We start from the raw sequence: 24,208 nt of genomic DNA on the forward strand, positions 1-24,208 counted from the left end.
CAGGTTCCTGTGCCCACCGCACCCTGAAGGACGTCCCGTGAAGCATCGCCATCTCCTGCTCGCCCTCGCCATCGGCGCGGGCCTCGCCACCCTTGCCGCCTGCAAGAAGGACGAGCCGGCCACCGACTCGGCCGCCACCCCGGCTGCACCGCAGGGCGAGACCGCGGACCAGTTCATCGCGCGCGTCAACGACGAGTTCAAGAAGATGTATCCGGAGATGACCGCCGCGCAGTGGCTGTCCAGCACCTACATCAACGACGACAGCCAGCTGCTGGCCGCCAAGGGCAACGAGCGCTACCTGACCCAGCTCAACAGCTGGATCGAGCAGGCCAAGAAGTTCGAAGGCCAGCAGATGTCGCCCGAGACCGCGCGCGCCATCCAGCTGCTGAAGCTGGCCACCGCGATGCCGGCGCCGAAGGATCCGGCCAAGCTGGCCGAACTCACCCAGATCGCCACCCGGATGGAGGGCACCTACGGTGCCGGCACCTACTGCACCGGCGAAGGCGAGGCGAAGAAGTGCCGCCAGCTGGGCGAACTGGAAGACGTCCTGCGCAGCAGCCGCGACTACGACGCGCAGCTGGACGCGTGGCAGGGCTGGCACACCATCGCCCAGCCGATGCGCAAGGACTACACGCGCTTCGTCGAGCTGGTGAACGAGGGCTCCAAGGAAATGGGCTTCGCCGACACCGGCGAGATGTGGCGCAGTGGCTACGACATGACGCCGGCCGAGATCGCCGCCGAGACCGACCGCCTGTGGGGCCAGGTCAAGCCGCTGTACGAGCAGCTGCACTGCTACACCCGCACCAAGCTGCAGGCCACCTACGGGGTTGAGAAAGGCCAGGTCAACGGCCTGCTGCCTGCTCACCTGATGGGCAACATGTGGCAGCAGGACTGGGGCAACCTGTGGGACATGCTGGAGCCGTACAAGGGCGCCGGCAGCTTGGACATCACCGGCGCGCTGGAGAAGCAGTACCAGGCCGACTATCAGGCGGCGCTGGCCAAGGCAGGTCCGGGCCCGGGCACGGACAAGCTGTTCCAGGCCGAGCGCGAAGCGCAGCTCCAGGTCGCCAAGCAGATGACCGAGCGCGCCCAGGACTTCTACACCAGCCTGGGCATGCCCAAGCTGCCCGAGAGCTACTGGACCAAGACGCAGTTCATCAAGCCGATGGACCGCGACGTGGTCTGCCACGCCAGCGCCTGGGACATGAACATGGCCGGCGACGTGCGCACCAAGATGTGCATCAAGCCCAACGAGGAAGACTTCACCACCATCTACCACGAGCTGGGCCACGTCTATTACTACCTGGCCTACAACAAGCTGCCGCCGCTGTTGCAGACCGGCGCGCATGATGGCTTCCACGAGGCCATCGGCGACACGATGGTGCTGGCGATGACGCCGGATTACCTGAAGTCGATCGGCATGGTCGGCGAACAGCAGCAGAGCAACGAAGCGCTGATCAATGCGCAGATGCGCATGGCGTTGGCGAAGGTGTCGTTCATGCCGTTCGGCCTGATGATCGACCGCTGGCGCTGGGGCGTGTTCGACGGCAGCATCAAGCCGGCCGACTACAACAAGGCCTGGTGGGAGCTGAAGGCCAAGTACCAGGGCGTGGCACCGGCCACCGCGCGTGGCGAGGACTTCTTCGATCCAGGCGCGAAGTACCACGTGCCGGGCAACACGCCGTACACGCGCTACTTCCTCTCGCACGTGCTGCAGTTCCAGTTCTACAAGGGCCTGTGCGACGCGGCCGGCTACAAGGGGCCGCTGTACAACTGCAGCTTCTACGGCAACAAGGCGGCGGGCCAGAAGTTCTGGGCGATGCTCGAGAAGGGCGCCAGCCAGCCGTGGCAGGCCACGCTGAAGGAGCTCACCGGCGGCGAGAAGATGGATGCCGGCGCGGTGCTGGAGTACTTCGCGCCGCTGCAGGACTGGCTGAAGCAGCAAAACGAAGGCCAGACCTGCGGCTGGCCGGCGGCCGCACCCGTGGCCGCCGCGGCGCCCGCCAAACCGTAAGCCCCGTACACGGGCGGACCGTCGTCGGTCCGCCCGTTCCCGCTCCACGCTCCGACACGGAGGTCTGAAGAATGATGCGATCGAACACCCTGCGATGCCTGGCCAGCCTGATGCTGGTCGCCACGCCCTTCGCGGCCAGCGCCGCGGTGACCCAGGTTGCCGGCGAACCCAGCCGCACGCCGGCGCAGGCGGCACCTGCCTGGAAGCTGGCGCAATTCCCGGCGCGCGACATCACCCGGCAAGGCTATCGGGAACTGGCGATCCGGCGGCTGGTGGAACTGGAGAACCACAATGCCAGCCAGCGCATCAAGGCCACCCAGATCGGCGTCGGGCGCGCGCTCGCCCACGAAGGCATCGAGCGGTTCACGCCCGCGTTGCGTTGGGTAACGCTGAAATCGGGCGGCGCGGTCGCCCGCCTGCGGGTGGATTCCCCCGATGCGTTGGGCCTGCGCGTGGGCTTGCAGGTGAAGCCCCTGCACCCGCACGTCGAGCTGCGCTTCGCCGGCTCCGATGACCCTGCACGCGTCGTCGCCAGGATCACGGCGGCCGAGGCGCAGGCACTCGCGGACAAGGAAGGCGTTTACTGGACGCCGGCGACCGACGGCGCCACCCAGATCATCGAGGTCTACCGTCCGTCCCACGTGGCCGCCACGCAGGCACGCCTGCAGGCGCCGCAGGTGTCGCACCTGCTGGCCAACAGCCGCAACGATTTCAAGATCGTGGAAAAGGTCGGCGAATCGGCTGCCTGCAACATCAATGCGGTCTGCCGCGTCGACCAGCTGGGGCCGGCCTATGTCCAGGCCAAGAACGCCGTGGCCCATATGGTCTTCGTGGATGCCGGCAAGAGCTACATCTGCACCGGCACGCTGCTCAATGACACCACCGCCTCCACCCAGGTGCCCTACTTCTACAGCGCTGCGCACTGCATCGACAGCCAGACCGTCGCCAATACCCTCACGACCTACTGGGGCTACGAGAACAGTGGCTGCAGTACCGCCGATGGCCGCAAGAACAATGCGCTGACCGGCGGCGCCGACATCCTGTTCGTCGACACCAACGTCGATGCCCTGTTGCTGCGCCTGAAGAATCCCGCACCGGCCGGCGCCACGTTCGCGGGCTGGGACGCCAGCACGCTGGCCCCGAACGCCGAGGTGATCGCCATCCACCACCCCTCGGGCGACGCGAAGAAGTATTCGCGCGGACAGCACGTCGCCGACCGCTACGCGGAACAGTTCACGGTCGGCTGGCTGGAGGGCACCACCGAAGGCGGCAGCAGCGGCTCGGGACTGTTCACGCGCTACGCCGACAACAGCTACCGGCTGCGGGGCGGCCTGTACGGCGGCGATGCGTCCTGCGCCAACACGGGCAACATCGCCAATACCGCCAACCGCGACCATTACTCGCGGCTCGACCTGGTCTTCCCGCAGATCAAGCAATGGATCGCCGCCGATCCGGTCCGGGAAAACAGCTCGCAGCCGTTGGTGCGGACGGCCGGCGCCATCGCCCAAGGACAGGGCGCACGTGCCGCCGGAAGCGCGGCCGCATCGACCCCACCCGTTCGCCCCGCCACCGGCGAGCGCCGCCCGATGGCACCGCTGCGCAGGACACAACGCGAACGCTGAGACCGCTTGAAGGGTTGTCGCGAAAGGCCGGCGCACGCCGGCCTTTCTCTTGTCCACATGCCGGCTTCATCGAGGCCACACGCGGCGGCCTGACCCTGTGCGCCACCGACGCACCGCCCTCGCCCATGCCCACGATCCTCACCCACGCCCTGGTTCCTCTCGCCGCCGGCATCGCGCTCGGCCGTGCACGCCTTCCGCCGCGGCTGGTCGCGGCAGGGATGATGGCCGCGATGCTGCCGGACGCGGACGTGGCGATGTTCGCGCTCGGCATCGATTACGCGCACGCCTTCGGTCACCGGGGGGCGAGCCATTCGCTGGTCTTCGCGCTGGCCTGCGGCCTGCTGGCCGCGTGTTCCGCGCGGATGCTGAAAGCGCCGCCCTTCACCGCGCTACTGTTCGTCGCCCTGTCCGCCGCCTCCCACCCGCTGCTGGACATGCTGACCGACGGGGGCCTGGGTGTCGCGCTGTTCTGGCCCTGGTCCGACACACGTCATTTCGCACCCTGGCGGGTGATCGACGTGTCGCCGTTCGCAAACCGCTTCTTCAGCGCGCGCGGCGTGGAGGTGCTGCTGTCGGAACTGCGCTGGGTATGGATGCCCACACTCTCGCTGGCCGCTATGGCGGCGTGGCGCCGTTGTAGGAGCGACGTGAGTCGCGACCGCACGGCGGGAGTGGTCGAGAAGGGCTGAAGCACGCAGGACGATCGCCATGCTGCAAGTCGCCCCTGCTCCGCCCGGACAGGCTGCGGTCGCGACTGACGTCGCTCCTACAGAGAGGCGTACGGCGTCAATTCACGTCCGGCGCAGGCTCCGGCTTGTTCGCCTTCATCTGCTCGGCCATCTGCTGCTCGAACTGCTCCAGCGTCAGCCCCTGCGCGGCCGCCTCGATCACGGCGGTATCGCGCAGCTCGTCGGAGTACACCAGCCGCACCGGGCTGCCCTGCGCCTCGTGCAGGGCCGCGGCCTGCTTGATCATCGCCAGCACTTCCGCCGCGCTGTCGGAACTGCCGGCGATGCGGCCGTCCATGCCCAGCACCCACACGCCCGCCTGGCGGACGATGCCGGCCAGCAGGTCGCCCTGCGGATTGCGCAGCTCGGCATGCGGTTCGATCGCCGGTGCATTGGCGCGCGCCACGTTGCGCTCCTTCGTCGCCTTGCGCTTCTTCGCTTCGCGGCGGGCCTTGGACTGGATGGACATGGGAATCTCGCTGGACGTCAGAGTTGATCGGTGGGTTGCAGCGCCGCCGGTTCGCGGGGGCAGACGGGCTGACGACGGCTGGCGTGCGCTTCCCATTGCCACATCAGCCAACCGAGCAGCACGAAGCCGGCCATGCCCAGCGCCAGGTGCAGGCCGTGGTGGCTCAGCAGCGGCGACAGCAGACCGGCGATGATGGCGTTCACCATCAGGTTGCTGAAGGCCTGCAGCGAGGAGGCCGCACCGCGCTGGCGCGGATACATGTCCAGGATGGCCAGGGTCAGGATCGGGAACACCAGCGCCACACCCAGCGCCGCCAGCATCATCGGCAGCACCGCCCACGGCACGCGGATGTCCGCGCCCGCCCAGGCGTTGTAGCCCACGTTCGCCACCATCGCCAGCGCCATGCAGGCATAGCCGATCTTCACCAGGCGCGCCCCTTCCACGCGTCCCGCCGCACGCCCGGACAGGAACGCACCCAACACCATGCCGCCGATGGTCGGCAGGAACAGCCACGCGAACTGCTGCTCGTTGAGGTGCAGCAGGTCCATCACGAACGCAGGCGCGGACGCGATGTACAGGAACAGCCCGCCGAAGCTCAACGAACCGGCCAGCGCCAGGCGCAGGAAGCGGCGGTTGCGCACGATGCCCACGTAGTCGCGCAGCAGGTGCCGCGGCGACACCTTCAGGCGCGCTTCGACCGGATGCGTCTCCGGCAGCCACACGGCCACCGCGACCAGCAACAGCAGCGAGAAGGCGGCCAGGAACCAGAAGATCGTCGGCCAGGCGCTCCAGCCCAGGATCCAGCCGCCCACGATGGGGGCGATGGCCGGCGCGATGCCGAAGATCATCGACACCTGGCTCATCAGCCGCTGCGCGTCGTCGCCGTGTCGGGCATCGCGGATCACCGCGCGGCCGACGATGAAGCCCACGCCCGCCGACAGGCCCTGCAGGGCGCGGAACAGCAGCAGCGTGCCCATGTCGGTGGCCAGCGCGCAGCCCACCGACGCCAGCAGGAACACGAACAGCCCGCCCAGGATCACCCGCCGGCGGCCGAACGTGTCCGACAGCGGCCCGTGCACCAGGCTCATCAACGCGTAGGTCAGCAGGTAGGCGCTGATGGTCTGCTGCATCGCCACCTTGTCCGCGCCCAGCTGCGCGCCCATGGCCGGGAAGGCCGGGAAGATGGTGTCGATGGAGAAAGGACCGAACATCGCCAGCCCGCCCAGCAGCAGGGCCAGGCGGCGGTTGGAGATGGCGTGGGGGGCACTCATTGCGGGGGGACGCTCCGGACGGGCGCGGCGGTTCTCCATGAACGGACCGCGCCGGGCGGCACATGGTACGCCGAAACCGCCGGCGGACCCGCCCGCAGGCTATAATCCGCCGGCAACACCGGTGGGAGAAGCCCGTCGCCCGCGACCGGCTGCCGAAGGCGCAAACGCCCGTAATCGCTCAGGCCCGATACCACCACTGCAACGACACTCTGGAGAGACCGGCCGCCTCGCGGCAGCGCCGGCGCCGAAGGGGCACGAAGCACGCGACCTCCTCGTCCGCGCGCTTCCAAACTCTCAGGCAAAAGGACAGAGGGGCATCCCACGTGCGGTTTCCGCGCGCCCGGTTCCATTGCCCTTCCCGGATGCCTCCCATGTCGAACACCCCCTCCCTGCGCGAGCTCGAGCACCACGGCGCGTTCCTCGAACGCCACATCGGCCCCAACGATGCCGAGATCGCGCACATGCTGCGCGTCGTCGGCCACGACTCGCTGGACGCGATGACCGACGCCATCGTGCCGGCCAGCATCAAGTCCGCGCTGCCGCTGGCCCTGCCCGCCCCGATCAACGAAGAAGAAGCGCTGGCCAAGATCCGCGCCGTCGCCGCCCGCAACCAGGTCTTCCGCAGCTTCATCGGCCAGGGCTATTACGGCACCCACACGCCGAAGGTCATCCTGCGCAACATCCTGGAAAACCCCGCCTGGTACACGGCCTACACGCCCTACCAGGCGGAGATCTCGCAGGGCCGCATGGAGGCGCTGATCAACTTCCAGACCATGGTGGCCGACCTCACCGGCATGGAGATCGCCAACGCCTCGCTGCTGGACGAAGCCACCGCCGCCGCCGAGGCGATGACGCTGGCCAAGCGCTCGGCCAAGTCGAAGTCCAACACCTTCCTGGTCGCCGGCGACACCCATCCCCAGACCCTGGAAGTGCTGGCCACCCGCGCCGAGCCGCTGGGCATCACGGTCGACGTGGTGCGCTCCACCGACGCCTTCCACCAGAAGCTCGCCGCCGGCGACTACTTCGGCGTGCTGGTGCAGTACCCCGCCTCCAGTGGCTGGGTCGAAGAGTGGTCCAAGGACGCCGATACCATCCACGCGCACAACGCGCTGTTCGTCGTCGCCACCGACCTGCTGGCGCTGACCCTGCTGAAGCCGCCGGGCGAGATGGGCGCCGATATCGTGATCGGCAACTCGCAGCGCTTCGGCGTGCCGTTCGGTTTCGGCGGCCCGCACGCCGCCTTCATGGCCTGCCGCGACGCCTACAAGCGCAGCATGCCCGGCCGCCTGATCGGCGTGTCGGTCGACGCCGAAGGCAAGGCCGCCTACCGCCTGACGCTGCAGACGCGCGAACAGCACATCCGCCGCGAGAAGGCCACCTCCAACATCTGCACCGCGCAGGTGCTGCTGGCGGTGATGGCCAGCATGTACGCCGTCTACCACGGCCCCGACGGGCTGAAGCGCATCGCCGGCCGCGTCGCCCGCCTGACCGCCATCCTGGCCGAGGGCCTGCGCATGCTGGGCTACCCGGCCGTGCATGCCAGCGCGTTCGACACCCTGTGCATCGAGCCGGGCGACGCCCGCGACGCCATCCTGGCCCGCGCCCACGCCGCCCGCCTCAACTTGCGCGTGCGCGGCAACGGCTCGCTGTGCATCTCGCTGGACGAGACCACCACCCGCGCCGACATCGAAACGCTGTGGGGCGTGTTCGCCGGCGAAGGCGCGACGCTGCCGTCGGTCGATGCGCTGGACGCCAGCGCGCCATCGCTGATCCCGCAGGCCCTGCGCCGCACCAGCGACTTCATGACCCATCCGGTCTTCAACACGCACCACAGCGAGCACGAACTGCTGCGCTACATGCGTGCGCTGGCCGACAAGGACCTGGCGATGGATCGCACCATGATCCCGCTGGGCAGCTGCACCATGAAGCTCAACGCCACCGCCGAGATGATCCCGGTCACGTGGCCGGAATTCGGCAACCTCCATCCGCTCGCACCGGCCGAACAGGCCGCCGGCTACCGTCAGCTCATCGACGAACTGGAAGCCATGCTGGTGGAGTGCACCGGCTACGACGCCGTCAGCCTGCAGCCCAACTCCGGCGCGCAGGGCGAGTACGCCGGCCTGCTGGCGATCCGTGCCTACCACCGGGCACGCGGCGAAGGCCACCGCGACATCTGCCTGATCCCCGAATCCGCGCACGGCACCAACCCGGCCAGCGCGCAGATGTGCGGCATGACCGTGGTGGTTACCAAGTGCGATGCCAACGGCAACGTCGATGTCGAGGACATCCGCCGCGCCGCCGAGAAGTACAGCGATCGCCTGGCCGCGATCATGATCACCTACCCGTCCACGCATGGCGTGTTCGAGGAAGACGTGGTGGCCATCTGCGACATCGTCCACCAGCACGGCGGCCAGGTGTACACCGACGGCGCCAACATGAACGCCCTGGTCGGCGTGGCCAAGCCCGGCAAGTGGGGCTCGGACGTGTCGCACCTCAACCTGCACAAGACCTTCTGCATCCCGCACGGCGGCGGCGGTCCCGGCGTGGGTCCGTGCGCGGTGAAGGCGCACCTGGCCCCGTACCTGCCGAAGACCTTCGGCGGCGAAGGCGGCGTGGGCATGGTCAGCGCCGCCAGCTTCGGCAGCGCCAGCATCCTGCCGATCAGCTGGATGTACATCACCCTGATGGGCTCGACCGGCCTGCGCCGGGCCACCCAGGTGGCGCTGCTCAACGCCAACTACATCGCCAAGCGCCTGGAGCCGCACTACGACACGCTCTACACCGGCCGCAACGGGTTGGTGGCGCATGAGTGCATCCTCGATCTGCGCCCGCTCAAGGACCGTACCGGCATCAGCGCCGAGGACGTGGCCAAGCGCCTGATCGACTTCGGCTTCCACGCGCCCACGCTGAGTTTCCCGGTGGCCGGCACGCTGATGGTCGAGCCGACCGAGAGCGAATCGCTGCACGAGCTGGACCGCTTCATCGACGCGATGATCGAGATCCGCGAGGAGATCCGCGCGGTCGAGGACGGCCGCCTGGACCGCGAGGACAACCCGCTGAAGAACGCACCGCACACCGCCACCATGGTGATGGCCAGCGAGTGGACCCACGCCTACCCGCGCGAACTGGCCGCCTTCCCGCTGGCCACGCTGAAACTGCAGAAGTACTGGCCGCCGGTCGCGCGCGTGGACAACGTCTACGGCGACAAGAACGTCATGTGCGCCTGTATTCCGGTGGATGCGTACAAGGAAGACGTGGAGGCGTAAGCCGCCACGGTTTCACGAGAGAAGGCCCCGCACTGCGGGGCCTTCTGCGTTTGCGGCTTGCCCGCCGCGCCCGGAAGTGACTTCTGGCTGCACTCGAAGTGACTTGCGACCCTGCCGTTGCGCCGGCCGCGCCGGCTAGCCTGCCGCTCCTGTCTTCCCCCGGGATGCGTCATGCGCCCTTTCCTCTTCTCCTGCGCCATGCTCGTTGCCGCGCTGCTGCCGAGCGAAGCCCATTCGGCCGATGCACCTGCCTGCCATGCCGGCGCCTACCGCCTCCTCGATGGCAGCGTGGTGGGGATCGATCGCCTCAGCGAACCTGCCCAGTTGCGCTGGCGGCGCGTGGATGGCACCACCGGCCTGCTGTCGCCCGCGGACGGTGCATGGCGCAGCACGACGGGCTGGACCGGCCGGCCCGACGGCAAGGTCGTGCGCTTCGGCGAGTGCGCGGATGCCCGCATCACCTTCGATGGGCAGGCAGGCTCGAAGATCGCCTTCGACATCACCGAAACGCGTTTCGCCGGCAAGGGCGAACAGTTGCGTGGCCGGCTGGTGCTGCCGCAAGGCGATCGCCCCGTGCCGATCGCGGTCATCGTGCACGGGTCGGAGGACTACTCCGGCGTCGACTTGTACGCGGCGCAACATATGTTTCCTGCACAGGGCGTGGGCGTGTTCGTCTACGACAAACGCGGCACCGGGCAGTCCACCGGCACCTATACGCAGGACTTCCATCTGCTGTCCGACGATGCCGTCGCTGCGCTGCACGAAGCTCATCGCCTGGCGGGGCCGCGCGCGGCGCGCATCGGCTTCCTGGGTGGCAGCCAGGCGGGTTGGGTCGCGCCGCTGGCGGCCAGCAAGACCGATCAGGCCGCCTTCGTGGTGGTCGGCTATGGCATGGCGGACAGCCCGCTCGCCGAGGACCGCGACCAGGTGATGCTGGACCTGCGCCGCGCCGGGTACGGCGAGGAGGCGATGGCGAAGGCGCGCGAGATCACCGAAGCCACCGGGGCCGTCGTGGCCTCGCGCCGCGAGGCCGACTGGGAGCGCCTGGAAGTCCTTCGCCGCCGCTACGCGGACGAGCCCTGGTACCCGGCGATCAAGGGCGAGTTCAGCGGACTGTTGCTGCAGCACACGCGGGAACAGATCGAAGCCACCGCCGCTCAGCACGACAAGGGCACCACGTGGAATTACGACACGATGCCGGTACTGCGGGCGCTGCGCATCCCGCAGCTGTGGATACTGGCCGGTGCGGACCGCGAAGCGCCGCCGGAGGAAACCCTGCGGCGTCTCGTGGCGTTGGGGGAAGCAGGCCACCCGATCACCACCGTGGTGTACCCCGGCACTGACCACGGCATCCGCGAATTCGAGACCGGCGACGACGACACCCGCACGTACACCCGTATCGCCGATGGCTACCAACGCATGCAGGTCGACTGGATCCTCACCGGTACGCTTCCGCATGCACCTTACGGGCGCGCCCAGGTGGTTGCGTACCCTGGGCGCTGAGACAACGGGCGACACCCCGTCGGATCAAGGCCTCAAGGCGTCGGCCGGAATGTTCCCGCACGTCAGCGTCCGCAAGCGCCACTCCCCGTTTCCCGTGTCAGCGGGGAAAGGATGTTTCAGAACTCCACCTTCACGGAAGGCGCACTGCGCCTGGCCTCGCCGTGGTACACCGCCTCGATGTTGTTGCCATCCGGGTCCAGCACGAACGCGCCGTAGTAGCCGGGGTGGTAGGGGCGCAGTCCAGGCGCGCCGTTGTCCTTGCCGCCGTGCGCGAGGGCGACGGCATGGAAGCGGTCCACCATGGCGCGATCCTGCGCCTGGAACGCCAGGTGATGGCGACCGGTCAGCTCGCCGTGCGCAGCTTGGCTGTCGGCGGTGGAGACGAACAACTCGTCGGCCCAGAAGTAGTCGTCGGACTCGCCGCCTATCGGCACGCCCAGCACGTCGAACACGGCGCGGTAGAAAGTCCTGCTGGCCTCCAGGTCGCGCACGACCAGCTGGATGTGGTCGATCAGGCGGCCACGGTGCAGTTCGTTCGTTTCCATGTGTCTTCTCCTTGGGAAAGCGACATTGATGCCAGCGGATGCGGACAGCCAGTGTCCGCGACCTCCCGTCGGGCCGTCGTCAACGTCTCCTAACGCGGCCTCCACGCGGCCAAGCCGATCATGAGGCGTGCCAAGGCCCTCCACCACGGAGTGCCCCCACGCCGTCCAGGAGACTCCCATGGCTGCGCGCAAATCCCCCGCGAAATCCTCCCCCCGCCCCACCACCGATGACGCGGTGCGCGGCGAAGGCGGCGAACTCCATTTCAGCGCCGGCGGCAAGCATCCGCCGCTGACCACCAACCAGGGCATCCCGGTCCGCGACAACCAGAACTCGCTGCGCGCGCACGACCTCGGCCCCACGCTGCTGGAAGACTTCATCCTGCGGGAGAAGATCACCCACTTCGACCACGAGCGCATCCCCGAGCGCATCGTGCACGCGCGTGGCACCGGCGCGCACGGCTACTTCGAGCTGACCAAGTCGCTGAAGAAGTACACCATCGCGCGCGTGCTGACCGAGACCGGCGTGCGCACGCCGGTGTTCTGCCGCTTCTCCACCGTGGCCGGCGGCGCCGGATCGGTCGACACGCCGCGCGACGTGCGCGGGTTCGCGGTGAAGTTCTACACGCAGGAGGGCAACTGGGACCTGGTGGGCAACAACATCCCGGTGTTCTTCATCCAGGACGCGATGAAGTTCCCGGACCTGGTGCATTCGGTGAAGATGGAACCGGACCGTGCCTTCCCGCAGGCGGCGAGCGCGCACGACACCTTCTGGGACTTCATCTCGCTCACCCCCGAATCGATGCACATGATCATGTGGGCGATGAGCGACCGCACGATCCCGCGTTCGCTGCGGATGATGGAGGGCTTCGGCGTGCACAGCTTCCGGCTGCTGGACGCCAAGGGCAACAGCACCTTCGTCAAGTTCCACTGGCGGCCCCAGCTCGGTATCCAGTCGACCGTGTGGGACGAAGCCGTGAAACTGCAGGCCGCCGACAACGACTTCCACCGCCGCGACCTGTTCGAGGCCATCCAGAAGGGCGAATTCCCGGCATGGGAACTGGCCGTGCAACTGTTCACCGAAGAACAGGCCGACGTCTTCCCGTTCGATCACCTCGATCCCACCAAGCTGATCCCCGAAGAGCTTGTGCCGCTGACGGTGATCGGCCGCATGGTACTGGACCGCTGGCCGGACAACTTCTTCGCCGAAACCGAACAGGTCGCCTACTGCCCCGCCAACATCGTGCCCGGCATCGACTTCAGCAACGACCCGCTGCTGCAGGGCCGGCTGTTCTCCTACCTGGACACCCAGCTCTCGCGACTGGGCGGCCCGAACTTCCACCAGATCCCGGTGAACGCGCCCAAGTGTCCCTTCGCCAACCTGCAGCGCGATGGCCACATGCAGATGCAGGTGCCGAAGGGACGCGTGAACTACGAACCGAGCAGCCTGCAGGGAGACACCCCGCGCGAGACGCCCGCGGGGTTCCGCAGCCATGCGAGCCTGGCCGACGGCAGCAAGGGGCGCGTGCGGCCGGAAAGCTTCGCCGACCACTACAGCCAGGCGCGGCTGTTCTTCCGCAGCCAGACTGCGCCGGAGCAGGCGCACATGGCGGCGGCGCTGGTGTTCGAACTGTCGAAGGTGGAAGCCCTGCACGTGCGCGAGGCCATGGTTGGCCACCTGCGCCATATCGATGCGGACCTGGCCAAGCGCGTCGCCGATGGCCTGGGCCTGGAGGCACTGCCGCCCGCACCGCCCATTTCCGTCAAGCCGCAGGACATGCCGCCGTCCCCCGCGTTGCAGATCATCGGCAAGATGAAGCCCACGCTGCAGGGCCGCTGCGTCGGCATCCTGATCGATGACGGTTCGGATGCCGCCGCGATCGCCGCGCTGCGCAAGGCGGCGGAAGCCGAGGGCGCGCAGGTCAAGATCGTCGCGCCGAAGATCGGCGGCGCGACGCTGGGCAACGGCAAGCGCCTGCCGGCCGACGGTCAGCTGGCGGGCACGCCGTCGGTGGTGTTCGATGCGGTGGCCCTGGTGCTGTCGGACGCGGCGGGCAAGGCGCTGGCATCGGAGGCGGCCGCGGTCGACTGGGTGCGCGATGCGTTCGGCCACCTGAAGGCCATCGCGCATGACGACGGCGCGTCCGCCGTCATCCAGGCCGCCGGTATCGGCAAGGATGCTGGTGTGGTGAAGGCGTCGGAGACGGCGGCCTTCATCAAGGCCGCGCATACCCGCCAGTTCGCGCGTGAGTCCAAGGTGCGCACCCTGCCTTGATCCCGTCACTGCCGGCCCGGACCACCCCATATGCCCGAATCCCTCTACGACGCCCTGCGTGAAAGCCATGAAACCCAGCGCTCGCTGTGCCGTCGCCTGCTGCGCTCCAGGCCGGGCACACGCGAGCGGCTGGACCTGTTCACCACGCTGCGGATCGAGCTGGCCGCGCATGCGGCCGCCGAGGAACGTTTCCTCTATGTGCCCATCCTCATGGACGACCGGGGGCTCAACTCATCGCGACATGCCCTGCACGAGCACCATCAGATCGATGAACTGGTGGAAGACCTGCAATCCCTCGATCCCCGCCACGCCGCCTGGTTGAAGAAGGCGCGCGAACTCTCGCAGAAGGTCCATCATCATCTGCGCGAGGAGGAGAAGAAGTTCTTCCAGGTCTCCGGCAGGATCCTGACAACGACGAAGAAGACCCAGCTCGCACGCCAGTACCGTCGCGACCATGCGCGCATGCGCAGGGAACTGGAAGCGCAGTAGTCCGGCCCGCGACGGCGGCCGCGCCACACGGTAGGCTGCCGGCATGGACTCCCTGATCGCCGCTGCCGGACGCGCCCTGACTGCGGGCGACGTGCTGGGCGCGCTCAAGCACGTGGGTTGGCGCGAAGATCCGGCGGCGCTGGCGCTGCGCGGCATCGCCATGGCCCAGCTCGGCGACTATCCGCGTGCGCGCGAACTGCTGCGCCGGGCCACGCGCGGTTTTGGTCCGCGCGAGCCGCTGGCCCGCGCCCGCTGTGTGGTCGCCGAGGCGGAGGTCGCTCTCGCCCTGCGCGATTTCGCCCCCGCACCGCAGCGGCTGGAAGACGCCGCGCAGGCGCTGGCCGCACGTGGCGACCGCGCCAACGCCCGGCACGCGCAGTTGATCGCCCTGCGCCGGCACCTGCTGCTCGGTCGTCTCGACGCCGCGCGGGCGGCCGTGGACGCACTGGATCTGACGGACGCGCCTGCCGCGCATCATGCGCTGGCTGCGCTCGCCGCGGCCGAGATCGCCCTGCGCTCGCTGCGCACGCGCGATGCGCGCCTGGCGCTGCAGCGCGCATGGGCTGCCGCCACCAAGGCCGGCATTCCCGCGCTGTCCGCCGAGATCGCGCAGGTCCAGGCCAGCCTGCAGCGCCCTGCCGCCCGCATCCTGCACGCCGGCCACGAACAGCCCGTCACGCTGGACGAGGTGGAAGCCGTGCTCGCCTCCGGCGCGCTGGTCGTTGATGCCCTGCGCCACGCGGTGCGCGATGCCCACGGCCCGATATCGCTCGCTCGGCGGCCGGTGCTGTTCGCGCTGCTGCGCGCGCTCGCCGCCGCGTGGCCGGACGATGTCGACCGCAGCACGCTGATCGCGCGCGTGTTCCGCACGCGCCATCCCGACGAAACGCACCGCGTGCGTTTGCGGGTGGAGATCGGACGCCTGCGCCGCCTGCTCGCGCCGTTCGCCGACCTCACCGCCAGCGCGCACGGCTTCCAGCTGTCGCCCCATGGCGCGCGCCGCGTGGTCCTGCTGGCACCTCCCGTCGATGGCGCACAGGGCGCGCTGCGCGGACTGCTGGCCGACGGCATGGCGTGGTCCACCTCCGCGCTGGCCCTGGCCACCGGCGACAGCCAGCGCTCGGTGCAGCGCGCGCTCGCCGATATGGAAGCCGCCGGCCAGGTGCGCGCGATCGGGCGTGCGCGCGCACGGCGCTGGGTAGCGCCGCCGCTGGCCGGATTCACGACGATCTTGTTACTCCCCGCCTCGCCGTCGTCTGCGTAGATTGGCCCCGTCGCCCACCCAGGAGCCCGCCATGAACGGCACACCGCGCCACGCAGTCCACGTCAGCCCTGTTGAAATCGCCCGCGAATACGGCCCCTTCGACACCAGCGAAGGCGTGGCCGGCGTCACCTACGACGGCCGCCACATCTGGGCCGCCACCGGTGAGCGCCTGATCGCCGTCGATCCGGACAGCGGACAGATCGCACGCAGCCTGTCGCGTCCGGCCGACGCCGGCACCGCTTTCGACGGCACCCACCTGTACCAGTTGGCCGAAGCGCGCATCGACAAGATCGATCCCGCCACCGGCGCCGTGCTGGCCTCGATTCCCGCCCCCGGCGAAGGTTGCGACTCGGGCATGGCCTGGGCCGATGGCAGCCTGTGGGTAGGCCAGTACCGCGAACGCCGCATCGTGCAGATCGACCCGGCCACCGGCGCGGTGCTGCGCACGCTCGAATCCGACCGTTTCGTCACCGGCGTCAGCTGGGTCGACGGTGAGCTGTGGCATGGCACGTGGGAAGGCGACGACAGCGATCTGCGCCGCATCGACCCGGACGACGGTCGCGTGCTCGAACGGCTGGAACTGCCGGCCGGCGTCCACGTCAGCGGCCTGGAATCCGACGGCGGCGACCTGTTCTACTGCGGCGGCGGCCGCAGCGGCCTGGTGCGCGCCGTGCGCCGGCCCGCGCGCGCGTCCTGACCGCCCGCCGCGTTACGCATCATCCGAATCCTTGCATTCCGGTGCCCGACCGCACCGGCACGGGCGACGCATGCCTGCGTTCGCCCCCTCTCCCCCCGACCAGGAGCCCGCCATGGACACCCTCGCACACGACACCCCTACCCTCGTTTCCCGCGACGCCTGGCGCGCCGCCCGCCTCGCCCTGCTCGCGCGCGAGAAAGAACTCACACGTCTGCGCGACCAGGTCGCCCGCGAGCGTCGCGCCCTGCCGTGGGTGCGCGTGGACACGCCCTACACGTTCGACACGCCGCAAGGCACGCGCACGCTGGCCGAACTGTTCGATGGCCGTCGCCAGCTGATGGTGCAGCACTTCATGTTCGCACCCGGCTGGGAACAAGGCTGCAAGAGCTGCTCCTTCATGGCCGACCATCACGCAGGCGCCCTGCTCCACCTCGGCCAGCGCGACCTCACCCTGGTCGCCGTGTCGCGCGCACCGCTGGCCGACATCGAAGCCTTCCGCCAGCGCATGGGCTGGACGTTCCCGTGGGTGTCTTCGTTCGGCACCTCGTTCAACCACGACTTCGGCGTCAACTTCAGCCAGGAAGAGATGTCGCGCGGCGCCGTGGACTACAACTACACGCGGCAGCCGTTCCCGCACGAGGAAGCGCCCGGCATCAGCGTGTTCGTGCGCGACGACGACGGTCAGGTCTTCCACACCTACTCGCGCTATGGCCGCGGCGTGGAAGCGATGATGCACACCTACGCCCTGCTCGACCTGACCCCCTACGGTCGCAATGAAGACGCCCTGGACTATCCCATGGCCTGGGTTCGCCATCACGACCGCTACGACGCAGCAGCGCCCATCGCATCAGGCGGGTGCTGCGCGGCCAGGCCCTGAGGCCGCGACGTCATGCCACTGCCCGATGCGTGGTGGCCATGGCTCGCCGTCGCCGGTCTCGGCGCGCTGCATGGCCTGAACCCGGCCAACGGCTGGCTGTTCGCTGCGGCCCGGGCCACGCAGTCCGGCGATGCGCGCGACGTGCGGCGCAGCCTGCTGCCCATCGCCCTCGGGCACGCCCTGTCGGTGGCGCTGGTCGTGGTGGTGGTGATGCAGGGCATAAGACTGCCGCAGCAGCACCTGCTCGCCCTGGCGGGGAGCGGCCTGCTGACCTTCGCGGCATGGAGACTCGTCGCGTGCCCACGCACTGCCGCTCGCCATGCCGCGCCTCGATCGCACGCGGGACTCGCCGCCTGGTCCTGCCTGATGGGCACCGCACACGGCAGCGGCCTGATGCTGGTGCCGGCACTGCTGCCACTGTGCATGACGGACGGACCCGCGCGCGCCATCACCGCCACCGGATCGTTTGCGTTGATGCTGGCCGCCGTGGCCGTGCATCTGCTGGCGATGCTCGTGGCAACGCGGGTTGTCGCCGGCAGCCTCTGTCGCGGCCTTCGGCACCGCGCGTTCCCGACGGAAACCGCCGGCACGCTGCTGCTCGCCCTGACGGGCGTGATGCTGATCGCGTTGCCCTGAAACACTACGCGTTCTTTACGCGCCTGTCGCCGGAACGCATGGCGACGTTACGCACCACGGGCCTATCGTGGCCACACCGCACACCCCGTGCGCCACGCCCCGATCCATGTCCATCCTGATCCTGCGCGGCCCGCATGCCGCGCTCCCCGAGGCTCCCTTCCTCGACCGCCCGCTGCGTGAACGTGCAAACGCCGTCGGCCAATCAGTGCACTGCCGCGCCTTCGCCAGTGTCCGCGAGTTGGTGACCGGCCTGCGACGCGCGCGCCGCGAACACACCGACCTGCTGCTGCTCGACGTCGGCGACCTGGCGATGCACGACGCATCCCAGACCCGCGCCGTGCGCGACGCACTCGACGGCCTGCCTGCGCCCTATATCGAAGTGCACGACGACGCCGCGCACGCGCTGGAACCACGCGTAAAGCCCCAGCACGCACCGCTGGTCACCGTGATCCTGCGCAACGATCTGCCGCGCGCCTATGCGATGGCGCTGGACATCGCGCTGCGCCGCCTGCATCCCTCCGCCACCGCGGAGACCTTCCATGCCTGAGCCGGAACGCCTCATGTCCATCCTCGTCATCCGCGGTCCCGAACGCCACGACGCCCTCACTTCACCCCCGCCGCCGTTGCCGTCGTCGGTGCTCGGCGCGCTGGTGCAGCGCGCCGGCTGCGCCGGGCAGACGCTCGCCGTCCGCAGCTGCGGCTCCACCACCGAAGTCCTCACCGCCCTGCGCCTGGCCAACGAATGGGGCGTACGCGCCACCCTGCTCGACCCTGGCGCGCTCACCGATCATCCGCTGTTGCAGCGCGCGGTGCAGGGTCTGGCCCATCCGTACGTGGAGGTCCACGACACGCTCGACGAAGGCGCCCTGCCCGCCGCCACCGGCCGTCGCCTTGCGGTCGTCGATGGCTACGGCGCACGCAGTTACGCGCTGGCGCTGGAGATCGCGCTTGAGCAGCTGGGCTGCGCGGAATGCGAGTGCGATGTGCACGTCGGCACCTGACGCGGACGCTCAGGCATCCGTTCGCCGCTACTTCGCCGACTATGAGGTGTACGAAGGCGGACAGTGCGTCGCGTGGGGCCAGGTGGCGGCGCACGTCGACGACCGGGCGGCATCGGCCGACGCCATCGTGGCGACATTGCGCGACGACGCTGCGCGCCAGCACGGCGCGGCGCCTGGCGCCATCCGGTTACGCTGCGTGTGCCGGCTGTGATCGCGCGCGCAAGACAGCGAATATTCACCTGCTCGTGTGACCCCGCGCGCAGTTTCTTGTCGATTACACGCCTGCGTTGACGCGGTCTTTGCGAACATCGCGCGACACTGCTTACGTGGTCGGCGCCGCAGCAGCGGCCCTCCGGATCCAGGTGAACAGCCACGGCGACCACATGGGTACCGTTGTGCGAAGCCCTAGCTTCGTCCAGCTTGGCTGCAAGTGCGTCCCCGTCGAGGATCGCTGGCGCGGTACCCTCTTTTGCAGTGAATCGTTCTCTCAGTAGGTCCCTTCTCCCGCGCGGCGGGAGAAGGTGGCAGAGCCTGCCCCGTACCTGAAGCGTGACAGGATGAGGGCGAGCGCGATGCATGATGCTCCACCGCATCCTGTTCGCGGCGTTGGCCACACTCCCTCCACTCTCTCGCACGGGCTTCGTCGCCCCTCACCCGCCGTTGGCACCCTCTCCCCGCGATGCGGGGAGAGGGATGCGTACCGACAGTGCGCGATGATCTTCAAGCGCAGCGCACGGTGTTGCGTCTGCGTTCGTAACGACGTCGATGCCGACGTCTGCATCCATAGCCGGACCGGCGAACGCGATGCGTGCAGAAGCACCTTCTCCCCGCGCGCCGGGGAAGGTGGCTGAAAAGCCTGCCCCGTACCTGATACACGGCCGGATGAGGGGCGAGCGCGGTGCATGAAGCAGCGCGCGCATGCCGTTCGCGCCGCGCCTTACGCGTCGCCTTCGTCCACCGACAGCGGCAACGCAGACAGCGGCTGCACCGCCACGCGCGTGGCGTCGGGCGCAGTGACGGGGCCCAGGGCCATCACCGCCACGGCCAGCAGGCTGGCGGTAGACAGCGGTGCGCGGCCGGGGACGCTGCCTTCGCAGTGGCGACGCGTGCGCAGGACGCGGCGGCGGCCGGCATCCGGGGACGCGCGCCTCATACGTGGGGCGGGGGCGCCAGGCGTGCGCGGGGCAAAGTCGGGTCGGCCAGCGAGGCCAGCGACTGCAACTGACAGAACGTCGCGTCGTAGGCGGCGACCTCTTCCTGATACTGGCACAGCGCGCGGAACGGACTGCGCGCGGACAGCGCCTGCGCGGTGGCACGCAGGCGTTCGCCGTCGGGGTGGCTCTGCACCAGCGCCGCCACCCACACGGTGAGGGCTTCGAGCTGGCCGGTGGTGCGGGCGTCGCTGGTTTCCAGGCGGTCCAGCAGGTTGTGCAGGTGGGTTTGCGAGTACAGCAGCATGGGGCGTGGCATCCGGTACGTGATCACCGCGGCCTGGCCCCTGTTCCGGCACGTCGGTTCTTTCCCTGATCACGCGGGTCGGCGCGCAGGCCGGCCACCGCGGCAGGCCGGAGTCAGGCGCCGTTGGGGAACGCATGACTTCCGGCCTACCTGCGCGGCGCTCAGCCGCGCAGGTTCACCTCGGCGACCTTGTCGTGGTAGTCCTCTTTCGGGTCCACGCCGAGCAGCATCTTCACCCCGGCGAGCAGGCTCTGCTCGTTGAGCCAGATCTCCGCATGCTCGGCATCGAAGCGCAGCAGGGCGAGCTTGGGATCGTCCTTGCCGCCTTCGTACCAGGCCGCGACGAAAGGGTTCCACAAGCGATCGATCACCGCGCGGTCGTCGTCGCGCACCAGCGCGCCCTGCAGGCTGGCGAAGATGTCATGGCCCATGGATGCGAACGTGGCGATCGCGCGCTGCGGCGTGCGCGTGCGCTGCGCCAGCACGTTGTCGGTGGCGGTGAAGATCCACAGCGGGCCGCGACCCTCGTGCTCCAGCAGCGCGGTCATCGGCCGGGTGTGGCCGTCTTCGGCGCCGTCCAGGCCCAGCATCAACGTGCGATCGGACTTGATCGCCTTCCACAGCTTCTTTTCCAGTTCTTCCGGCGTATGCATGGCGTGCTCCTCGTCGTGGATGCCACCACGCTAGGCGATGCGGCGTCGCGCCACCGTCAAGGCATGCGGCCAGCGTCAGTCCCGCGTCATGTTTGTCGCGCCGGCGTCACGACGGCCGTACTGGCGCATGAATGCGGGCGCCCTGCTTTCACCACGCGTTCGCGAGCGCGCGCGCAGCCTGCCCCTGCGATTCCCCACAGGAGAAACGTCATGAACACCCCCCGCTGTCTGCTGTCCGTCGGCCTGATGTCGGTGATGTCGGCCGCGGCGGCGCAGACGTATGGTCCGCAGGACGAAGGCCGCCGTTTCGACGACGGCAGCCGGGTGGTCTGCAAGAACGTGGAAGTGCGGCAGAACAGCCGTGATCCCAACCGTGTGGCCGGCACCGCGATCGGCGCGGTGATCGGCGGCCTGCTGGGTAACCAGGTGGGCAGCGGCAACGGCAAGAAGGTAGCCACCGTCGGCGGCGCCGTGGCCGGCGGCGCGATCGGACGCAAGGTGCAGGGCAACCAGCAGGAAACCAAGGGCGACCGCATCGTCGAACGCCGCTGCGAACGCGTCTACCGCTGAGCGCAACGCTCCACCTGCGACGGGCGCCTGCCGCGACGAGGTAGCAGGCGCCCGTCGTGCCGCATTGGCACAGGCGGCAGCACATTCGCCAGACGCATCAGGAGAACGGCCATGCCGAACCGACCTCGCCCCAACGATCACAGCGACGCCGCCAAGCCCGACACGCCGGACAAGTACCGCAACGACAAGGCGCGCTGGAAAGAACCCGTGCCACCGGAGGCCACGCCTGAAGGAAGGCCCGATCCGGAACGCGACTATCCCGACGCGCAGGACACCGTGGCGCACTGAGCAGGACGGCGGCGCATCGCGCGATGCGCCTGCGATCTCATCCCCTTCCATCGATACCCGATGCGCCTGCCGGACGACGACAGGCGCACGGGCGATCCCTCAATGCGGGCGCGTGCGGTCCAGCGTGAACGCATCGGCCACCGCGTGCTTGGCCCGTTCCCAGGTCAGCTTCGAGCCGCCCCTGAAGCGATCCCAACCGCGCTCCAGGTCGGCCGCTAGATGGTCGTCCCATTCGCGGTCGGCGTACTCGCCCCGCGCATAGGTGCCATAGCGATACGCCGGGCGGTAATCGTCGAACGCATCGCCGTCCTGGCGGTAGGCCGCCTTCTGGAAGTGCTGCGCATAGGTGGCGTCGCTCCAGGCGTACGCGCCGTAGGTGCGGTCGGCGCGCTCCCAGGCATCGCGTGCGGCAGGCCGGGCATGTTCCCACTCCAGGCGCGACTCGCCCTTGTGGGCCTCCCAGTCCGCCTGCAGGCGGCGTTCGGTCTCTTCCCACGACTGCTCGGGGAATTCGCCGCGCGCCACCGCGCCCGCGCGGTACACGCCGGCGTAGTCGCGCTGGAAGTCGTACTGGCCCGAGTAGTACGGGCGCGTGCGGTGCGCATCGCGCCAGTAGTCCACCTCGCCGGTGGGATCTATGCGCTCGGCCACGCCCTTGCCCGCGGCGGCGCCAATCACGGTGCCGGCCGCCGCGCCGATCAGCGTACCGATGGGTCCGAACACGGTGCCGGCCGCCGCGCCGGCGGCCAGTCCGCCGGCCACGCCGCCCACGCCCACGCCCACGGGGTGTGCGCCCGGCGTGCCGGTGATGGGGTCGCGGTTGGCATCACGTTGCGAAGTGTCGCGTGTCATCTGGAAGGTCCTCTGTGAAGTGATGAAGCCGTGCGAGATTGCACGGCCCCATTCCGTCCGCCGGCGATGCATCGCCGCGCGTGCGGAGTGGCACCGATACTCCGCATTCCAGGTGATCACCGCGTGCACTGCGCTCAGCTTGATGATCGCGCCGTGAGCGCACGGGGGTGTTTCGCGAAACGGCAGGTGAACCGCTGCGCGCGAGGCGCATTCACGGACAGCGGAGCCCACGCATCGCCCCGACATCACGCGGCGGCGGTGTCACCGCGCGGCAGGCGGATCACGAACGTGGTGACGCCTTCTTCCACGTGCGCGGCCACGTCGCCGCCATGGGCGATGGCGATCTCGCGCACGAGGAACAGCCCCAGCCCCAGGCTGGCGTGCTCGCCCTTGTGCGCCGGCAGCGAGCCGCGCCGCAACGGGTCGAACAGCGCATGCAGCGCGTCGGACGACAGCGGTTGGCCCGTATTGCTCACCGCGATGCGTACGCTGCGCGCATCGCCGGTCAGGGCCACGTCGATCGGCGCCGCCCGTTCGCCGTACTTCACGGCATTGGTCACCAGGTTGTGCAGCGCCTCGCGGATGCGCGCATCGTCGAAGTACCCGTGCGTGGCGCCCTGCACCTGCAGACGGAGGGGCGCCTCGGGCAGCGCGGCCTGCAGCAGGTCGAGTTCGGCCGCTACCGCCTCGCCCAGGTCGCAGGCGATGCGGTGCAGCGGCATGCCCGCGCCCAGCGTGCTCTTGCTGTAGTCCAGCAGGCCATCCACCAGCCGGCTCAGGTGTTGGCCGCCGCTGAGGATGCGCGCGGCCTGGTGCGCGTGCGGCGTGCCCTGCGCGGTGTCGGCCAGCAGCTCGGCGGTGCCCACCACGGCCGCCAGCGGGCCGCGCAGGTCATGACCCAGCGCGCCCAGGAAGACGTTGCGCCACGATTCCACCGTGCGCGAAAACTCCAGCAGCGATTCGGCCACCGCCTGATCGATGGCTTCGTTGAAGCGCATCATGTCGTCGATGGCGTCGCCGGACAGCGCCTGGTCGGCCGCCCACAGGTGCAGCACCGACGCGCGCAGGGCGCGGTACTCGGCGATCATCTGGTTCACCCCGAAGCCGTCGTCGGCGCGGCTGCGCCCGTGGCTGCTGGCCGCCGATTCCGGGCCGGTGCCGTCAGCGGGGCGGCCCTGCGCCTTGTCGCGCTGCTCGGCGGCACTCTGCGGCGTACGCAGGTCGGCCACGATGTCACGCAGGATCAGCGGGATGTCGTTGCGCAGGCGCTTGTGGTTCAACTGCGCGCCTTCCGGCGCCTGGGTGATGGCGAAGTCCACCGCATCATCGAGGATGCGCTGCATGTTGGCCTGGATGAAATCCGGTAGTCGCATAAGCACGTCCTGTTGTTCCTTCTGCGTCGTGTGATCGGTGATGTCGTCCCCCTGGGATGGAATGCGCAGTCGCATGTCAGTGGGCGAGGCCGCGCGGATCGCGCGGGTCGTCGATGTGCGCCTGCGTTTCCGGTGGATCGGGACCGACCGGCACGTCGTCGGGGTCGCCCGGATCGCGTGGCATCGGCGGCCGTTCCGACGGCGGCGGACGCTGCGGATCGCTCGGCATGCCCGGGAGGCTGGGCTTTCCCGGTTCGGACGGCGTGCCGGGCGGCGTGGGCCGGCCCGGCGGTGTCGGCGTGCCGGGTTCGCTCGGCTTCGGCGTGCCGTGCGCGATGATGCGGTGGGTGTTCGTCATGT

25 protein-coding genes and 1 riboswitch are annotated in these 24,208 nt (G+C 69.2%); of the genes, 16 read left to right on the forward strand and 9 right to left on the reverse strand.

The annotated features are described in order from the left end of the window. Positions 1–37: 37 nt before the first annotated feature. The 3 genes from V8246_RS01720 (at position 38) to V8246_RS01730 (ending at position 4,325) form a co-directional block, all read left to right on the forward strand. Positions 38–2,014, forward strand: a complete 1,977-nt coding sequence (locus V8246_RS01720; protein WP_336187640.1) for a M2 family metallopeptidase — start codon at positions 38–40, stop codon at positions 2,012–2,014. A gap of 71 nt (positions 2,015–2,085) precedes the next feature. Then, positions 2,086–3,636, forward strand: coding sequence for a trypsin-like peptidase domain-containing protein (locus V8246_RS01725; RefSeq protein ID WP_336187641.1), 1,551 nt, complete (start codon positions 2,086–2,088; stop codon positions 3,634–3,636). 125 nt (positions 3,637–3,761) lie between these two features. Continuing rightward, positions 3,762–4,325, forward strand: a complete 564-nt coding sequence (locus V8246_RS01730; RefSeq protein WP_336187643.1) for a metal-dependent hydrolase — start codon at positions 3,762–3,764, stop codon at positions 4,323–4,325. A gap of 97 nt (positions 4,326–4,422) precedes the next feature. On the opposite strand, the gene V8246_RS01735 is transcribed toward V8246_RS01730, so the two are convergent. Then, on the reverse strand, positions 4,423–4,833 hold the full coding sequence (locus tag V8246_RS01735) for a hypothetical protein (RefSeq protein ID WP_313222586.1): 411 nt from the start codon (positions 4,831–4,833) through the stop codon (positions 4,423–4,425). A gap of 17 nt (positions 4,834–4,850) precedes the next feature. Beyond that, positions 4,851–6,104 (reverse strand): multidrug effflux MFS transporter, encoded by a 1,254-nt coding sequence (locus V8246_RS01740; protein ID WP_336187644.1) that lies wholly within the window; start codon positions 6,102–6,104, stop codon positions 4,851–4,853. 199 nt (positions 6,105–6,303) lie between these two features. Next, a riboswitch (glycine riboswitch) is annotated at positions 6,304–6,424 on the forward strand. Positions 6,425–6,466: 42 nt separating this feature from the next. Between V8246_RS01740 and gcvP the strand changes: the two genes are divergently transcribed. Then, positions 6,467–9,370, forward strand: a complete 2,904-nt coding sequence (gene gcvP / locus V8246_RS01745) for an aminomethyl-transferring glycine dehydrogenase (RefSeq protein WP_336187645.1) — start codon at positions 6,467–6,469, stop codon at positions 9,368–9,370. Positions 9,371–9,541: 171 nt separating this feature from the next. Then, positions 9,542–10,873: an alpha/beta hydrolase gene (locus tag V8246_RS01750; RefSeq protein WP_336187646.1), complete on the forward strand. Its 1,332-nt coding sequence runs from the start codon at positions 9,542–9,544 to the stop codon at positions 10,871–10,873. Positions 10,874–10,989: 116 nt separating this feature from the next. Here the strand turns inward: V8246_RS01750 and V8246_RS01755 are convergent, their stop codons facing one another. Beyond that, on the reverse strand, positions 10,990–11,418 hold the full coding sequence (locus V8246_RS01755; RefSeq protein ID WP_336187647.1) for a VOC family protein: 429 nt from the start codon (positions 11,416–11,418) through the stop codon (positions 10,990–10,992). Between the two features lie 178 nt (positions 11,419–11,596). On the opposite strand from V8246_RS01755, the gene V8246_RS01760 reads away from it, so the two are divergent. The 9 genes from V8246_RS01760 (at position 11,597) to V8246_RS01800 (ending at position 18,865) form a co-directional block, all read left to right on the forward strand. Then, positions 11,597–13,690 carry a catalase gene (locus V8246_RS01760; RefSeq protein ID WP_336187648.1) on the forward strand — a complete coding sequence of 698 codons (2,094 nt, stop codon included), beginning with the start codon at positions 11,597–11,599 and terminating at the stop codon, positions 13,688–13,690. Positions 13,691–13,720: 30 nt separating this feature from the next. Beyond that, on the forward strand, positions 13,721–14,179 hold the full coding sequence (locus tag V8246_RS01765; RefSeq protein ID WP_336187649.1) for a hemerythrin domain-containing protein: 459 nt from the start codon (positions 13,721–13,723) through the stop codon (positions 14,177–14,179). 43 nt (positions 14,180–14,222) lie between these two features. Continuing rightward, on the forward strand, positions 14,223–15,443 hold the full coding sequence (locus V8246_RS01770) for a helix-turn-helix domain-containing protein (RefSeq protein ID WP_336187650.1): 1,221 nt from the start codon (positions 14,223–14,225) through the stop codon (positions 15,441–15,443). Between the two features lie 31 nt (positions 15,444–15,474). Then, a complete protein-coding gene (locus V8246_RS01775; protein ID WP_336187651.1) occupies positions 15,475–16,140 on the forward strand; it encodes a glutamine cyclotransferase in 666 nt (221 codons plus the stop codon). 112 nt (positions 16,141–16,252) lie between these two features. Continuing rightward, positions 16,253–17,017, forward strand: a complete 765-nt coding sequence (locus V8246_RS01780; RefSeq protein ID WP_336187652.1) for a thioredoxin family protein — start codon at positions 16,253–16,255, stop codon at positions 17,015–17,017. A gap of 12 nt (positions 17,018–17,029) precedes the next feature. Then, positions 17,030–17,653, forward strand: a complete 624-nt coding sequence (locus V8246_RS01785) for a hypothetical protein (RefSeq protein WP_336187654.1) — start codon at positions 17,030–17,032, stop codon at positions 17,651–17,653. A 106-nt stretch (positions 17,654–17,759) separates the two neighbouring features. Further along, entirely contained in the window at positions 17,760–18,200 is a 441-nt protein-coding gene (locus V8246_RS01790) for a hypothetical protein (RefSeq protein ID WP_336187655.1), read from the forward strand. 13 nt (positions 18,201–18,213) lie between these two features. Continuing rightward, complete coding sequence (locus V8246_RS01795; protein ID WP_336187656.1) at positions 18,214–18,654, forward strand: 3-dehydroquinate dehydratase; 441 nt, start codon at positions 18,214–18,216, stop codon at positions 18,652–18,654. Next, positions 18,635–18,865 carry a hypothetical protein gene (locus tag V8246_RS01800; RefSeq protein ID WP_336187657.1) on the forward strand — a complete coding sequence of 77 codons (231 nt, stop codon included), beginning with the start codon at positions 18,635–18,637 and terminating at the stop codon, positions 18,863–18,865. Before V8246_RS01795 ends, V8246_RS01800 begins: the two co-directional genes overlap by 20 nt. A gap of 726 nt (positions 18,866–19,591) precedes the next feature. Here V8246_RS01800 and V8246_RS01805 read toward each other — a convergent pair. The 3 genes from V8246_RS01805 to V8246_RS01815 form a co-directional block, all read right to left on the reverse strand. Beyond that, positions 19,592–19,807 carry a hypothetical protein gene (locus V8246_RS01805; RefSeq protein WP_336187658.1) on the reverse strand — a complete coding sequence of 72 codons (216 nt, stop codon included), beginning with the start codon at positions 19,805–19,807 and terminating at the stop codon, positions 19,592–19,594. After that, the gene (locus tag V8246_RS01810) at positions 19,804–20,124 is read right to left on the reverse strand and encodes a hypothetical protein (protein WP_336187659.1); all 321 of its coding nucleotides are present in this window, start codon (positions 20,122–20,124) and stop codon (positions 19,804–19,806) included. Before V8246_RS01810 ends, V8246_RS01805 begins: the two co-directional genes overlap by 4 nt. Positions 20,125–20,273: 149 nt before the next feature. Beyond that, on the reverse strand, positions 20,274–20,765 hold the full coding sequence (locus V8246_RS01815) for a pyridoxamine 5'-phosphate oxidase family protein (protein ID WP_336187660.1): 492 nt from the start codon (positions 20,763–20,765) through the stop codon (positions 20,274–20,276). A 210-nt stretch (positions 20,766–20,975) separates the two neighbouring features. Here V8246_RS01815 and V8246_RS01820 point away from each other — a divergent pair, with 210 nt between their 5' ends. Together V8246_RS01820 and V8246_RS01825 are read left to right on the forward strand one after the other, a co-directional pair. After that, the gene (locus tag V8246_RS01820; RefSeq protein WP_336187661.1) at positions 20,976–21,335 is read left to right on the forward strand and encodes a glycine zipper 2TM domain-containing protein; all 360 of its coding nucleotides are present in this window, start codon (positions 20,976–20,978) and stop codon (positions 21,333–21,335) included. 111 nt (positions 21,336–21,446) lie between these two features. After that, positions 21,447–21,623: a hypothetical protein gene (locus V8246_RS01825; RefSeq protein ID WP_336187662.1), complete on the forward strand. Its 177-nt coding sequence runs from the start codon at positions 21,447–21,449 to the stop codon at positions 21,621–21,623. Positions 21,624–21,722: 99 nt separating this feature from the next. Here the strand turns inward: V8246_RS01825 and V8246_RS01830 are convergent, their stop codons facing one another. From V8246_RS01830 to V8246_RS01840, 3 genes are all read right to left on the reverse strand, one after another. After that, the gene (locus V8246_RS01830) at positions 21,723–22,475 is read right to left on the reverse strand and encodes a hypothetical protein (protein ID WP_336187663.1); all 753 of its coding nucleotides are present in this window, start codon (positions 22,473–22,475) and stop codon (positions 21,723–21,725) included. A 245-nt stretch (positions 22,476–22,720) separates the two neighbouring features. Continuing rightward, the gene (locus tag V8246_RS01835) at positions 22,721–23,848 is read right to left on the reverse strand and encodes a HAMP domain-containing sensor histidine kinase (protein ID WP_336187664.1); all 1,128 of its coding nucleotides are present in this window, start codon (positions 23,846–23,848) and stop codon (positions 22,721–22,723) included. A gap of 76 nt (positions 23,849–23,924) precedes the next feature. Continuing rightward, entirely contained in the window at positions 23,925–24,206 is a 282-nt protein-coding gene (locus V8246_RS01840; protein WP_336187665.1) for a hypothetical protein, read from the reverse strand. Positions 24,207–24,208 lie beyond the last annotated feature (2 nt).

The sequence above is a fragment of the Pseudoxanthomonas sp. F11 genome (genome assembly GCF_037046485.1).
Taxonomy (GTDB): domain Bacteria; phylum Pseudomonadota; class Gammaproteobacteria; order Xanthomonadales; family Xanthomonadaceae; genus Pseudoxanthomonas_A.

Bases quoted from the DNA above. Each gene is read 5' to 3' on its own strand.
- V8246_RS01725 (WP_336187641.1), top strand. From the start codon at position 2,086: ATGATGCGATCGAACACCCTGCGATGCCTGGCCAGCCTGATGCTGGTC.
- V8246_RS01730 (WP_336187643.1), top strand. From the start codon at position 3,762: ATGCCCACGATCCTCACCCACGCCCTGGTTCCTCTCGCCGCCGGCATC.
- V8246_RS01735 (WP_313222586.1), bottom strand. From the start codon at position 4,833: ATGTCCATCCAGTCCAAGGCCCGCCGCGAAGCGAAGAAGCGCAAGGCG.
- V8246_RS01740 (WP_336187644.1), bottom strand. From the start codon at position 6,104: ATGAGTGCCCCCCACGCCATCTCCAACCGCCGCCTGGCCCTGCTGCTG.
- gcvP (WP_336187645.1), top strand. From the start codon at position 6,467: ATGCCTCCCATGTCGAACACCCCCTCCCTGCGCGAGCTCGAGCACCAC.
- V8246_RS01750 (WP_336187646.1), top strand. From the start codon at position 9,542: ATGCGCCCTTTCCTCTTCTCCTGCGCCATGCTCGTTGCCGCGCTGCTG.
- V8246_RS01755 (WP_336187647.1), bottom strand. From the start codon at position 11,418: ATGGAAACGAACGAACTGCACCGTGGCCGCCTGATCGACCACATCCAG.
- V8246_RS01760 (WP_336187648.1), top strand. From the start codon at position 11,597: ATGGCTGCGCGCAAATCCCCCGCGAAATCCTCCCCCCGCCCCACCACC.
- V8246_RS01765 (WP_336187649.1), top strand. From the start codon at position 13,721: ATGCCCGAATCCCTCTACGACGCCCTGCGTGAAAGCCATGAAACCCAG.
- V8246_RS01770 (WP_336187650.1), top strand. From the start codon at position 14,223: ATGGACTCCCTGATCGCCGCTGCCGGACGCGCCCTGACTGCGGGCGAC.
- V8246_RS01775 (WP_336187651.1), top strand. From the start codon at position 15,475: ATGAACGGCACACCGCGCCACGCAGTCCACGTCAGCCCTGTTGAAATC.
- V8246_RS01780 (WP_336187652.1), top strand. From the start codon at position 16,253: ATGGACACCCTCGCACACGACACCCCTACCCTCGTTTCCCGCGACGCC.
- V8246_RS01785 (WP_336187654.1), top strand. From the start codon at position 17,030: ATGCCACTGCCCGATGCGTGGTGGCCATGGCTCGCCGTCGCCGGTCTC.
- V8246_RS01790 (WP_336187655.1), top strand. From the start codon at position 17,760: ATGTCCATCCTGATCCTGCGCGGCCCGCATGCCGCGCTCCCCGAGGCT.
- V8246_RS01795 (WP_336187656.1), top strand. From the start codon at position 18,214: ATGTCCATCCTCGTCATCCGCGGTCCCGAACGCCACGACGCCCTCACT.
- V8246_RS01800 (WP_336187657.1), top strand. From the start codon at position 18,635: ATGTGCACGTCGGCACCTGACGCGGACGCTCAGGCATCCGTTCGCCGC.
- V8246_RS01805 (WP_336187658.1), bottom strand. From the start codon at position 19,807: ATGAGGCGCGCGTCCCCGGATGCCGGCCGCCGCCGCGTCCTGCGCACG.
- V8246_RS01810 (WP_336187659.1), bottom strand. From the start codon at position 20,124: ATGCCACGCCCCATGCTGCTGTACTCGCAAACCCACCTGCACAACCTG.
- V8246_RS01815 (WP_336187660.1), bottom strand. From the start codon at position 20,765: ATGCATACGCCGGAAGAACTGGAAAAGAAGCTGTGGAAGGCGATCAAG.
- V8246_RS01820 (WP_336187661.1), top strand. From the start codon at position 20,976: ATGAACACCCCCCGCTGTCTGCTGTCCGTCGGCCTGATGTCGGTGATG.
- V8246_RS01825 (WP_336187662.1), top strand. From the start codon at position 21,447: ATGCCGAACCGACCTCGCCCCAACGATCACAGCGACGCCGCCAAGCCC.
- V8246_RS01830 (WP_336187663.1), bottom strand. From the start codon at position 22,475: ATGACACGCGACACTTCGCAACGTGATGCCAACCGCGACCCCATCACC.
- V8246_RS01835 (WP_336187664.1), bottom strand. From the start codon at position 23,848: ATGCGACTACCGGATTTCATCCAGGCCAACATGCAGCGCATCCTCGAT.
- V8246_RS01840 (WP_336187665.1), bottom strand. From the start codon at position 24,206: ATGACGAACACCCACCGCATCATCGCGCACGGCACGCCGAAGCCGAGC.